Raw genomic sequence first — 12,603 nt, forward strand, 5'->3', positions numbered from 1 at the left:
ATACTTAACTTTAGCGCCCCCATAGGCTAGAATTCCACCGCCAATCCACATTCGATAACATATTATTCGAACCGGCATCGGCAGAATTCATGTCCGATGTACGATTGTGACAACAGATGAGGGCTAAATCGTGCTTGAAGCTTACCGTAAACATGTCGAAGAACGTGCCTTAGAAGGCATTCCACCAAAGCCACTGGATCCAGAGCAAACAGCAGCACTGGTTGATCTGGTTAAGAATCCACCAGCAGGCGAAGAAGAGTTTCTCCTAGATCTGTTGACCAACCGTGTTCCAGCCGGTGTTGACCAAGCAGCATACGTAAAAGCGGGCTTTTTAGATGCTGTTGCTAAGGGTGAAGTCACCACTCCTCTTGTTTCTCCTGTAAAAGCGGTTGAATTGCTAGGCACGATGCTTGGCGGCTACAACATTCAGCCATTGATCAGCGCATTAGACCATGAAGCTTTGGCTCCAACCGCTGTTAAAGCTTTATCTCACACCTTATTGATGTTTGATGCATTCCACGATGTTCAAGACAAAGCCGAAGCGGGCAACCCGTTTGCTAAGCAGGTCATGGAATCCTGGGCGGCTGGCGAGTGGTTTACTTCCAAGCCAGAAGTGGCTGAAAAAATAACTGTTACTGTCTTTAAAGTACCTGGCGAAACCAACACAGATGACTTGTCACCTGCTCCAGATGCTTGGTCACGCCCAGACATCCCACTTCACGCAAACGCCATGCTTAAAATGGAGCGTGAAGGCATTGAGCCAGTTAACCCAGGCACAACAGGTCCGTTAACACAAATTGAAGCTGTTAAAGCAAAAGGTTTCCCTGTTGCGTATGTTGGCGATGTTGTCGGAACAGGCTCTTCTCGTAAGTCTGCAACCAACTCTGTGTTATGGTTCTTTGGTGATGATATCCCCAATATTCCTAACAAACGTGCTGGCGGTTTCTGCTTCGGCGGCAAAATTGCACCTATTTTCTATAACACGATGGAAGATGCTGGCGCCCTGCCAATCGAAATGGACGTGACTCAAATGAATATGGGCGACGTCATCGATGTCTATCCATATGAAGGTGTTGCTAAAAACCACGACACAGGTGCTGAACTCTGCCGATTTGAATTAAAAACTCAAATGCTTCTGGATGAAGTTCGTGCAGGTGGACGTATTCCGCTGATCATCGGTCGCGGTCTGACACAAAAAGCGCGTGAAGCGCTCGGCCTAGGCCCAATTGATATTTTCCGCACACCAGAGCAACCTAACGACACGGGCAAAGGTTACACCCTTGCTCAGAAAATGGTAGGTAAAGCCTGTGGCGTTGCTGGCGTTCGCCTGGTACTTCTTGCGAACCAAGAATGACCACGGTTGGCTCACAAGACACCACTGGCCCTATGACGCGTGACGAGCTAAAAGACTTGGCATGCTTAGGCTTCTCTGCTGATCTTGTGATGCAGTCTTTCTGCCACACAGCGGCGTATCCAAAGCCAGTTGACGTGAACACTCACCACACACTACCTGACTTCATCATGAATCGTGGTGGTGTATCTTTGCGCCCAGGCGACGGTGTTATTCACTCTTGGTTGAACCGTATGCTGCTACCCGACACTGTGGGTACTGGCGGTGACTCACACACCCGTTTCCCACTGGGGATTTCCTTCCCTGCGGGCTCTGGCTTGGTAGCGTTTGCGGCCGCAACAGGTGTTATGCCATTGGATATGCCAGAATCTGTTCTGGTTCGCTTCAAAGGCACGCGTAACCCTGGCATCACGTTACGTGATCTGGTACACGCCATTCCTTACTACGCCATCAAAGAAGGCCACTTGACCGTTGCTAAAGCGGGCAAGAAAAACGTCTTCTCTGGACGTGTACTGGAAATCGAAGGCCTAGAAGACCTGACCGTTGAGCAAGCATTCGAACTGTCTGATGCATCTGCTGAGCGCTCTGCTGCAGGCTGCACCATCACTCTGTCTGAGAGCTCAGTTGCAGAATACCTGAACTCAAACATCGTGATGCTGAAGTGGATGCTGGCTGAAGGCTATGGCGACCCACGTACAATCGAGCGTCGTATCAAGGGCATGGAAGAATGGTTGGCTAACCCAAGCCTAATGCGTGCCGATGCCGATGCCGAATACCATACGGTTATCGAAATCGACATGTCTGAAATCAAAGAGCCTATCCTATGTGCTCCAAACGATCCAGACGATGCTCGCTTACTGTCAGACGTTGCTGGCGACAAAATTGATGAAGTCTTCATCGGTTCTTGTATGACCAACATCGGTCACTTCCGTGCCGCAGGCAAGCTGCTAGAAGCCTCTGGCAAATCAATTCCAACCCGTATGTGGATCGCTCCACCGACGAAAATGGATGCCGCACAGCTCTCTGATGAAGGCTTCTACAATGTCTTCGGTAAAGCAGGTGCACGCATGGAAATGCCAGGCTGTTCATTGTGCATGGGTAACCAAGCACGTGTTGCTGACAAAGCCACGGTTGTGTCAACCTCAACGCGTAACTTCCCTAACCGTTTAGGAACAGGTGCTAACGTGTACTTGGCCTCTGCTGAGTTAGCGGCTGTCGCTGCACTTGAAGGCAAGTTACCCAGTGTTGACGAATACATGGCCTATGCGAGCAAGCTCGATAGCATGTCGTCTGAAGTCTACCGCTACTTGAACTTCGATCAGATGGACAAGTATGTAGAAAAGGCATCAACTGTTATTCCAACCACCAGCGTTTAATTCGTTAAACGGCTGACAAAAAAGCCCTGAACCATTCAGGGCTTTTTTACGTCTAAATTACCTTAATGCAGCGCTAAGGCGTAGCTGTTAAACTGCGCTATTATTAACTCAATCGAGGGTGGTATGAAGCCTTTAAATTCTGACACAGCTCCTGAACCCGGCTACGAAACAGCCCAAACCAAAAATGGATTTTTAGTTCTTGCATCCCGACTGGTATTTGATGAAAAGCTCCCTATTCGCTTTATGTACAAAACCGTACCGGAGCATTTAAATGATACGGGTTGGCGAATGTTTACAGGCTACGAAACAGACGATTTTTTAGCGGATGAAATGAAAAATCTTCTCCCCGTTCCACTTGAAAAAATCTGCCTACTCGACCCGTCTCTGACGCCTCTCGTTCAATACAATGCAGGCACCGTGTGGGAAAGAGCTCCAGACACCGATGGCTGGATACAGGTGTATGACTATCAAATCCCTGTCCCGACAACCGAAGTCATGATCACCAATGATGTTGAGGAATTCATTCGCACCAAATTTGCCGATAAGGAAACGCTATGACGATGGGTTCATTCATGACCTACGTCTTACACTTCAGTGGATTACTGGTGGTCATATTGGGTTTAAGTATTAAACCTAAAATGAAAGTCTTAGGACTTGTAATTGCAGTAGGTGGTTTTTTATTAGGCACCTCCCCTGTTTGGTATTCAGCACTCACGCAACCAACAGATGAAGAGATGTATGAAGCCTGGAGAGAGCAGCAGCGCCTTCATCAAGAGCGTATGGACAATCGCCCTTAAGGCTTAGGTTTATTCGGCTGGAACAGAGTAATGCTCTCTTTCAGCTCGAATAGTCTCCATGATGCTCAGCGGATCTCGCTCAGAGCGTATTCGATCAAACAACCGTGATGCTTGCGGGTAACCCAATTTTAACATGCTCAACCATTGCTTGATCCGCCCATGCACATGCCGCTCCGATAAATCATCGATCACCTGTTGATGATAACGTTCCAACATGGGAATGAGCGCAATCCATTGCTCATCAGACGCTGCGCTAACGTCCTGACCCTGTTTAATTTGATCGGCCAAAAAAGGATTGGCTAACATTCCACGGCCGATCATCACATCCGCACAACCTGACACCTGCCGACAGCGATGATAATCTTCCGGCGTCCAAACTTCACCATTGGCAACCAGATGCAAAGACACATGATCACGGATTTTTGCAATCCATTCCCAATGCGCAGGCGGCTTATAGCCTTCTTCTTTTGTTCGAGCATGAATCGTTAAGGTTGACGCCCCTGCTGATTCAATGGCTTGTGCGTTTTCAATTGCCAAAGATTTATCAAAATACCCCAAACGCATTTTGGCCGTTACAGGAATAGATGAAGGAATCGCCTCTCTGACGGCACTTACAATGGAATGAATGAGCTCCGGTTCTTTTAACAGAACAGCGCCGCCTCGACTTTTATTCACGGTTTTTGCGGGGCAGCCAAAATTCAGGTCAACGCCAGGTGCCCCTAACTCAACAACACGAGCTGCATTTTCGGCAAGGACTGAAGGCTCACTGCCCAGCAACTGGGCAAACACAGGTACACCCGAGTGCGTTTTACCTCCATGATGCAATTCTGGCATCATTCGATAAAAGACAGAGATGGGTAATAGACGTTCAGAAACTCGAATAAATTCAGTAACGCAGTGATCGACATTGCCAGATGCCGTTAAGATATCACGCAGGGTGTAGTCAACTACACCCTCCATGGGCGCAAGGTAAATTAAAGACATGTATTCGATCTAGACCGCAGCTAAGCCTTTCAACAAGTCAGCTTTAAGATCATCAACAGACTCAAGACCCACTGACAGGCGGATCAAGTTATCTTTAATGCCTGCATCGGCACGCTCTCCTGGTGTCATACGACCGTGCGTTGTTGTGGCCGGATGGGTTATGGTCGACTTAACATCACCGAGATTGCCAGTGATTGAGATAATCTCTGTCGCATCAATGAAACGCCAAGCCGCGTCTTTGTCACCCTCAACTTCAAAGGACAAAACGCCACCAAACGCGCTCTGTTGACGACAGGCCAATGCATGCTGAGGATGATCTTCAAGTCCTGAGTAATAGACTTTGTTAATCCCTTTCTGGGTTTGCAACCACTTAGCCAAGGATAATGCGCGCTCGCTGTGCGCTTGCATGCGCAGCGGCAAGGTCTCTAAGCCCTTCAAAAAGACCCAGGCATTAAACGGGCTTAAGCAGGCACCACCTGTGCGAATAAAGCCAAAAATGGCTTCCATCTCGGCATCACGTCCAACCAGCACACCGCCAATGCAGCGCCCTTGACCGTCTAGGTACTTGGTTGCCGAATGCATGATGATATCAGCGCCCAAGGCTAATGGGCGCTGCAATGCGGGGGTTAAGAAACAATTATCCACAACTAGCAGAGCACCCGCTCCATGAGCGATCTCGGCAACGGCTGAAATATCCGTCAGTTCTGCCAAGGGATTTGAAGGGGTTTCCAAGAAAAACATTTTGGTCTCAGGCCTAATGGCGGCAGACCAAGCGTTTAAATTCGTTGGATCAACAAACGTGGTTTCGATACCCGCACGACTTAAATAACGAGTAAAAAGTGCCACGGTGGATCCAAAGACGCTTCTTGAACACACGACGTGGTCGCCTGTCTTCATCAACGCCAAGCCCAAACTCAAGATCGCGGCCATGCCAGAGGCTGTCGCAACTGCACGTTCCCCACCCTCAAGCGCTGCAATCCGTTTTTCGAATGCACGCACCGTTGGGTTGGTAAAACGCGAGTATATATTGCCGTCTTCCTCGCCACCAAAGCGAGCAGCCGCTTCACGCGCCGTCGAAAAAACAAAACTTGAGGTCGGAAAAATAGCGTCGCTATGCTCGCCTTCATCACTCCGATGCTGACCCGCTCGAACGGCTAAGGTCTCAAGGTCATACTCCTGACCGGAGAATTGAATGCGAGAAGCACGCTCAAACGAATCAGTCATAGGGATACCTCAGTTAATACGAGTGTGAAGATCGGCAGATGCATCTTCTTCTGCATCGCTATCTGAATCAGCCATGGTTTTGGCATCATCATTGCGCTTGCTCTCAAGCTTTTGTAAGTATTCAGCGTTCACCGAACCCGTGACGTACTTGCCATCAAAAACACAGGTATCAAACTCTTTAATATCTGAATTCAGCTCTGTAATGCATGCCTTGAGGTCATCCAGGTCCTGATACAGCATCCAATCGCAACCGATATAGTTGCCAACGTCTTCAGCTGAGCGGCCATGAGCCACTAATTCAGTGGCACTTGGCATGTCGATGCCGTATACGTTCGGAAAACGAACCTCGGGGGCAGCGGATGCAAAATAGACTTTTCGAGCGCCAGCGTCACGCGCCATCTGCACAATTTGCTTAGAGGTGGTTCCCCGCACGATTGAGTCATCAACCAGCATCACTACTTTATCTTTAAACTCCGATGCAATTGGGTTGAGCTTTTGACGAACAGACTTTTTGCGTAATGTCTGACCCGGCATAATAAACGTGCGGCCAATATATCGATTTTTAATAAAGCCTTCTCGGAAAGTAACACCTAATGCATGCGCCATTTCGAGAGCCGCCGTTCGACTTGTATCGGGTATGGGAATAACCACATCGATATCGTGATCAGGACGCTCTTTCTTAATTTTATCCGCAAGCTTGACCCCCATTAGCATTCTGGAAGAATGAACAGAGATATTTTCAATAATGGAATCAGGGCGAGCAAGATAGACATACTCAAATAAACAAGGCGCCAATGTCTGCTGAGTTGCGCACTGCTGCAAGAACAACTGGCCTTCGTTATCGATGTAGAGCGCTTCACCCGGCACTAAATCGCGTACACGCTCAAAACCTGAGGTATCAAGGGCCACGCTTTCGGATGCCACCATGTACTCGACTTTGCCATCAACCACACGCTTGCCGTAGACCAATGGACGAATTCCGTATGGATCACGGAAAGCCAAAACACCGTAACCTGTGATCATGGCAACCACGGCATAACCACCCTGACAACGCTTGTGCACTTCTTCAACGGCTTTAAACATATCGACAGCCGTCGGTGTCAGCTTGCCAAGACGCTGGAGCTCATGAGCAAACACATTCAACAACACCTCAGAGTCCGACGTGGTATTAATGTGTCGCAAGTCTGCACGGAAAATATCATCCGCCAAGGCTTCAGCATTGGTCAAATTTCCGTTATGAGCTAAGGCTATACCATAAGGAGAGTTTACATAGAACGGCTGAGCTTCCGCAGAGCTAGAACTACCGGCTGTAGGATAGCGAACATGCCCTATCCCCATATTACCCATCAAGCGTTTCATGTGACGCGTTCTGAATACTTCGTTAACAAGACCGTTGTCTTTGCGCATAAAGAAACGATCACCCTCACAAGTTACCATACCGGCTGCATCCTGCCCACGGTGTTGCAGCACTGTTAGTGCATCGAAAATAGTCTGGTTAACATTGCTTCTGGCAAAAATGCCGACGATACCGCACATTCAATCAACCTCAAGAGAGACGCGTTAATTCGAGATCCATGTAAGATAGCTCAGCGACCTATATTCCAGATCGCCTGCCCTATATCCTGCGCCATATCCCTTGACCAGGTTTCCATCACCAAAAAATGCGGAATAAGCACGGACTCATTCCACCAGGGATCTTGTATAGCGGGTGTCATTTTTAATAACACAATCATGATCACAACCACTAAACCGCCTCTAAGCACACCAAAACCAACGCCCAAAATCCGGTCGGTGGCGGATAAGCCCGTTGCATGCACCAAGCCGCCAATTAAAGAAGCCAAGAGGTTTCCAACAATCAGCGTGGCGATGAACAGCACAGAGAATGCGATGAGTAAATGGACCGATGGTGGCACATCAAGATAGCCTGAAAGGATATCCGCCAACACATCAGAAAATAAACGTCCAACAATAAAAGCCGCTACCCAAGAAGCAAGGGATATTGCCTCTTTGACAAAGCCTCTTCTAAGACTTAACACTGCCGATATGGCAATAATACCAATAATTGTCCAATCAACCCAATTCATCATGAATCCAATTACATCCTCAATGTGCCTAGTTTAACAGAGCAACTGCAGCAAACCTATCGTGTTATTGCGTTGAAAAGCGAACGATAATGCCGTCTAAGCCATATTCATTCTTAAGGCTGACCTTCAACTCTTCAAGACGTGTACGCTGCATCTCGGGACCGACAAACACTCGAACAACATCATCCCCATGGCGAATGTACACACGATGACCGGCATTAATGAGCCGCGTTCTAAGTTCACGCGCATTCGCTTCTTGACGAAAGCTCGCAAGCTGAAGTGCCCATGCAGCGGGTATCTGATCGGCATCTAAAGCCGGGGCTTCTTGCACAGGATTTAACGTCGGCGCTAAAGATTCCAACGGACGAGACACCGAAGCCTGTGGAGGGTCGATACTCACAACCTGCTGAACAGGTGCAGGTGGGGTTCGCTCAATAACAACGGGAGCCGCGACAACCGCTTCTTCCATCTGAGCCTCCACCTGAACGCCGATGTCTGGCACAGGTTGCAATACTGGCTCAGGGGCAACAGGTCTAGGCGCGATCTGCACGGCAGGCGCAACATAGCGTTCACCATGCCCTGCACCATCGAATGCAAATGGAACTAATGCCGCTAACATAACGCCTAAAATCAAGGCGCCCGTGACTCTATATTTAATCGCATCTTTCATTTGTTTTTACTAACCTAAGGGGAAGTTAAATAGGCTAACGCATCTGTCACGGTATAGAATGAGCCTGCCACGACCACTCGATGCTGCTCAGAAAGATGCTGGGAAAGATAGGTTAACGCACTCGGTACGTCAGAATGAAGAGTGAGCTTATCCAAGTGATTCGGTGCGCAATCGTTAAAAAATGCCTGCAATTGTTTTGCGGTTGCACCACGAGGTGTATCGAGACTGACAAGGTGCCAATGCTCAACGTCTAAACGAAGTGCTCGTAAAACTTCACCTATATCTTTATCTGCCAACATTCCAAGAACAACGTGTGTTGGCTTTGGGGGAAGCTTACTTAAAGCCGAGCTGAGATACGCCGCCGATTCTGGATTATGCGCCACATCAAGAATACATTCTGAATCATTCAGCCTGAGCATTTGCATACGCCCTGTTAATGAGGCACTGCACAAACCCGAACGAATATGAGCTTCCGTCACGGAAAATGGAGAAAGCAAAATGGCCTGAACGGCTGTGGCCGCATTTTGCAAAGGCAAAGCAGGCATATCTAAATCCAATAACTCGACGGTAGCGCCCTGGAGATCGCGTCCTTTCCAATCCCAGACGCCATCTTTTTCTTGAATCGAAAAATCAAGGTTGCGCAGGAATAAATGAGCACCTATCGACTGCGCATGGTCTACCAGAGTTTGCGGTGGATTCAGATCTCCACAGATGGCCGGTTTTTCAGACCTATAAATACCGGCTTTTTCAAAACCTATCGCGTCACGCGTGTCACCAAGCCAATCCATATGATCCATCGACACTGTGGTCACGATTGAAACATCAGCATCAATGATGTTGATCGCATCCAAACGCCCACCAAGCCCAACTTCCAGAATAACGATATCAGGCGCGGTCTGAGTAAAAAACAACAAGGCCGCTAATGTTCCATACTCAAAGTAAGTAAGGGGTATATCGGACCGCGCCGCTTCAATTTGCGCAAAACATTGACACAAGTCTGATCACTGATGTCTTTGCCAGCCAAGCGAACGCGCTCGTTATAGCGTAGAAAATGAGGCGAGGTGTAGGTTGCAACCACCAAGCCAGCGGCCGAAAACACTGACTCCAAGAGACGTGTGGTGGTCCCCTTTCCGTTGGTCCCTCCCACCGTAAAAACAAAGCTCTTGTTTAAGTTGATTTCCAGCTTAGCTGCAACCTGACTGACACGATCCAAACCCAGATCAATTTCGCCAGGATGGCAAGATTCAATATACTCCAACCATCGGGCAAGACCCCACGTCGACGATGCAACCTCTACCACAGTTATTGACTCACTTCATTTTCAATAGGTTCATCGGTTGAAGCCTCTGATGCGGGCGCATCAGACACTGGACACACCGTCGGGTGCCCCATGAGCTTACTGAGAATAGCCGCAACACGCGTTCTCATCTCTTTCCGCTCAACAATCATATCCACCTGACCGTGGGCCAATAAAAACTCACTACGTTGAAAACCTTCGGGGAGTTTTTCACGCACGGTCTGCTCAATCACACGCGGGCCAGCAAAGCCGATCAGTGCATTGGGCTCAGCAATATTCAGATCTCCCAACATCGCAAGACTCGCTGACACACCACCGTAAACAGGGTCGGTCAATACGGAGATATACGGCACACCTGAGAGCTTCATTTTTTCGAGTGCAGCACTGGTTTTAGCCATCTGCATCAATGAAAATAAGGCTTCCTGCATACGTGCTCCACCAGATGCTGCAAAGCAAACCAGTGGAATTTTACGCTCTAGGGCAAGATGAGCCGCTTGCACAAACCGCTCACCGACAACCGCACCCATAGAGCCGCCCATGAAGTTAAACTCAAAAGCAACGGCCACAACTGGCTGACCTTCAAGGGTTCCACTCATCGCGACTAAGGCATCCGTCTCACCGGTGCTTTTTTCAGCCGCCACTAGACGATCTTTGTATTTTTTGGAGTCTTTAAACTTAAGACGATCCACAGGCAACACATCAGCCCCGATTTCTTTCCGATTATCAGGATCGAGGAAAAGATCCAAACGACGGCGAGCCCCAATGCGCATGTGGTGATCGCACTTAGGGCAAACATTTAAGTTTTTGTCCAATTCAGGCTTATACAAAACCGAATCACACTTCGGGCATTTTTCCCACAATCCCTCTGGCACACTCGAACGTTTCGCTTCTGTACGTTTCACCAGAGAGGGTACTATTTTATCCAGCCAGCTGCTCATTACATTAATCCAGATGAAAAAGTTGCATTATCAGATCAGGCATCCATCGCCGTTCGCATGTCTGCAATTATCGCGCTTACCCTCGATGGGATCAACTCCGGACTATCGACCAAAGACGCAATTTGACTCACAAGTACGCTTCCAACCACTACACCATCGGATACATTTTCGATGGTTCCTACCGAATCAGCACAAAAAAGCTGAAACATTTTTACTCAAAACACGTTTGCCATAAGACATACTTAAAAGATTTTAACAGGCGATCCCTACATATTCAGCACTAAAATTAGTGACTCTTTTACAAATACAAGGTAAGGGTAACGACACTATCAAAAACAACGCCCTATTGACGAGCACTCAATGCGCCCTCTTCCTTATTTGCTAACGCATACTGACACGCGTTACCTCGTGAATAAATCGCTGAACTTTTGAAATATCCTTAAAGCCTTTTGCTTTCTCAACGCCACCACTCACATCAACCGCGTAGGGTTTTATACATAACACAGCCTCCGCTACATTGTTAGGGTCTAAACCACCCGCCAAGATAATTTTATCCGCTAAGCCATCAGGAATTAGACCCCAGTCAAACTGTGCGCCCGTTCCACCCGGCACTCCTGCAACATAGGTATCTAACAATACACCTTTTACAGCATCTGCGTAGACTTCAACTTCACGAACCAAGTCCATGTCATTGCTTACTCGAAGCGCTTTAATGCTAGGCCTTGAAAAGCCCTGGCAAAACAGAGGTGGTTCATCACCGTGAAATTGCAAAAGATCAATCTGTGTGAGATCTACAATGCGTTCTATTTCGCTGTGCGTTTCATTAACAAACAATCCAACGCTGGTCACAAAAGCAGGTAACTGTTTAATAATGTCTGCAGCTGCATTAGGCTCAATATATCGCGGGCTTGGTTTGTAAAAAACAAAACCGAGGGCGTCCGCTCCAGCACTCACAGAAGCCAAAGCGTCATCAAGGTTGGTAATACCACAAATCTTCACTCGGGCGCGCATGTTCTACCTATTCATATCAACATCAATTCGTTAATTCTGTAAGCCAAGAAAAAATGGCCCCAGAGGCAATCTCGGCAACCCATGAACTTGATCGTAGTCCACATCAACAAAGTAGAGTCCGAACGGCGGTGCCGTCACGCCACCCTGTCGCCGATCTTTTGCGTCTAAAACCTCTTTTGCCCAAAAAACAGGCGCCTCTTGTGCACCGATTTTCATTAAAACACCCGCAATGTTACGCACCATATGATGCAAAAAAGCATTTGCTTTAATATCAATGATGATCAAGCTACCAATTTGATGCAGCTCTATGTTTTGTACAGTTCTCACTGGACTCTTCGCTTGACATCCGACGGCTCGGTAGGATGTAAAGTCATGCTCTCCAATCAAAAACCTTGACGCTTGTCGCATCAATTCGACATCCAGGGTTTTCCATGTCCACGTTACCCCCTTATGCAACAATCCCGGTTTGACGGGTGATGAGTAGATGACATAGCGATAGCGCCGCGCCTTGGCGGAAAAACGTGCATGAAAATCCTGTGTAACAGGTGTTGCCCATAACACAGCGATGTCATCAGGCAGGTACGTATTGGTACCCATTACCCATGCACGCGGGTCACGTATAGCATGGGTATCGAAATGAATTATTTGGCAACTGGCACTCACTCCTGCGTCTGTTCTTCCAGCACAAATCACATTCACCGGATGATTTGCCACTTTTGCTAAGGCTTTCTCGACCTCACTTTGAATACAGCGCACGGCGTCATGTTCTTGTTTTTGCCAGCCGTGATAGAGCCCACCCGCATACTCCACTGCTAAAGCATAACGATAAGGGGCGGTCGAAACCGCCCCTTCAGGTATTACATCAGTCATA

At 48.1% G+C, this 12,603-nt stretch carries 13 protein-coding genes and 1 pseudogene; 3 read left to right on the plus strand and 11 right to left on the minus strand.

Annotation, left to right across the window (positions count from 1 at the left end; all coding sequences use genetic code 11):
• The first annotated feature begins 130 nt into the window (after nucleotides 1-130).
• The 3 genes and pseudogenes from acnB to D791_RS14055 all read left to right on the plus strand — a co-directional run bounded on the left by acnB (nucleotide 131) and on the right by D791_RS14055 (nucleotide 3,524).
• Nucleotides 131-2,727, plus strand: a pseudogene (gene acnB / locus D791_RS14045) (bifunctional aconitate hydratase 2/2-methylisocitrate dehydratase).
• 123 nt (nucleotides 2,728-2,850) lie between these two features.
• A complete protein-coding gene (locus D791_RS14050; RefSeq protein ID WP_036512945.1) occupies nucleotides 2,851-3,285 on the plus strand; it encodes a DUF2185 domain-containing protein in 435 nt (144 codons plus the stop codon).
• The gene (locus D791_RS14055; protein WP_036512948.1) at nucleotides 3,282-3,524 is read left to right on the plus strand and encodes a hypothetical protein; all 243 of its coding nucleotides are present in this window, start codon (nucleotides 3,282-3,284) and stop codon (nucleotides 3,522-3,524) included. The genes D791_RS14050 and D791_RS14055 overlap by 4 nt, the downstream gene beginning before the upstream one ends.
• A 9-nt stretch (nucleotides 3,525-3,533) precedes the next feature.
• On the opposite strand, the gene D791_RS14060 is transcribed toward D791_RS14055, so the two are convergent.
• The 11 genes from D791_RS14060 to truA all read right to left on the minus strand — a co-directional run bounded on the left by D791_RS14060 (nucleotide 3,534) and on the right by truA (nucleotide 12,602).
• Entirely contained in the window at nucleotides 3,534-4,508 is a 975-nt protein-coding gene (locus D791_RS14060; RefSeq protein ID WP_036512951.1) for a tRNA dihydrouridine synthase, read from the minus strand.
• A 9-nt stretch (nucleotides 4,509-4,517) separates the two neighbouring features.
• Nucleotides 4,518-5,732 (minus strand): O-succinylhomoserine sulfhydrylase, encoded by a 1,215-nt coding sequence (locus D791_RS14065; RefSeq protein WP_036512955.1) that lies wholly within the window; start codon nucleotides 5,730-5,732, stop codon nucleotides 4,518-4,520.
• A gap of 9 nt (nucleotides 5,733-5,741) precedes the next feature.
• The gene (gene purF / locus D791_RS14070; RefSeq protein WP_036512958.1) at nucleotides 5,742-7,268 is read right to left on the minus strand and encodes an amidophosphoribosyltransferase; all 1,527 of its coding nucleotides are present in this window, start codon (nucleotides 7,266-7,268) and stop codon (nucleotides 5,742-5,744) included.
• A 50-nt stretch (nucleotides 7,269-7,318) separates the two neighbouring features.
• The gene (locus tag D791_RS14075) at nucleotides 7,319-7,816 is read right to left on the minus strand and encodes a CvpA family protein (protein ID WP_036512961.1); all 498 of its coding nucleotides are present in this window, start codon (nucleotides 7,814-7,816) and stop codon (nucleotides 7,319-7,321) included.
• A 64-nt stretch (nucleotides 7,817-7,880) separates the two neighbouring features.
• Nucleotides 7,881-8,486 (minus strand): SPOR domain-containing protein, encoded by a 606-nt coding sequence (locus D791_RS14080; RefSeq protein ID WP_036512964.1) that lies wholly within the window; start codon nucleotides 8,484-8,486, stop codon nucleotides 7,881-7,883.
• 14 nt (nucleotides 8,487-8,500) lie between these two features.
• On the minus strand, nucleotides 8,501-9,481 hold the full coding sequence (locus D791_RS14085; RefSeq protein WP_237748655.1) for a bifunctional folylpolyglutamate synthase/dihydrofolate synthase: 981 nt from the start codon (nucleotides 9,479-9,481) through the stop codon (nucleotides 8,501-8,503).
• Entirely contained in the window at nucleotides 9,406-9,786 is a 381-nt protein-coding gene (locus D791_RS21090; RefSeq protein ID WP_237748656.1) for a hypothetical protein, read from the minus strand. The genes D791_RS14085 and D791_RS21090 overlap by 76 nt, the downstream gene beginning before the upstream one ends.
• A gap of 2 nt (nucleotides 9,787-9,788) precedes the next feature.
• Nucleotides 9,789-10,721 (minus strand): acetyl-CoA carboxylase, carboxyltransferase subunit beta, encoded by a 933-nt coding sequence (gene accD, locus D791_RS14090; protein ID WP_051514551.1) that lies wholly within the window; start codon nucleotides 10,719-10,721, stop codon nucleotides 9,789-9,791.
• A 35-nt stretch (nucleotides 10,722-10,756) separates the two neighbouring features.
• Complete coding sequence (locus tag D791_RS20080) at nucleotides 10,757-10,930, minus strand: tryptophan synthase subunit alpha (protein ID WP_157682387.1); 174 nt, start codon at nucleotides 10,928-10,930, stop codon at nucleotides 10,757-10,759.
• 172 nt (nucleotides 10,931-11,102) lie between these two features.
• Nucleotides 11,103-11,732 carry a phosphoribosylanthranilate isomerase gene (locus D791_RS14095; RefSeq protein ID WP_036512967.1) on the minus strand — a complete coding sequence of 210 codons (630 nt, stop codon included), beginning with the start codon at nucleotides 11,730-11,732 and terminating at the stop codon, nucleotides 11,103-11,105.
• 30 nt (nucleotides 11,733-11,762) lie between these two features.
• Nucleotides 11,763-12,602 (minus strand): tRNA pseudouridine(38-40) synthase TruA, encoded by an 840-nt coding sequence (truA, locus tag D791_RS14100; RefSeq protein ID WP_036512970.1) that lies wholly within the window; start codon nucleotides 12,600-12,602, stop codon nucleotides 11,763-11,765.
• Between the last annotated feature and the right edge of the window lies 1 nt (nucleotide 12,603).

It is taken from the genome of Nitrincola nitratireducens, from assembly GCF_000585235.1.
GTDB lineage: Bacteria > Pseudomonadota > Gammaproteobacteria > Pseudomonadales > Balneatricaceae > Nitrincola > Nitrincola alkalisediminis.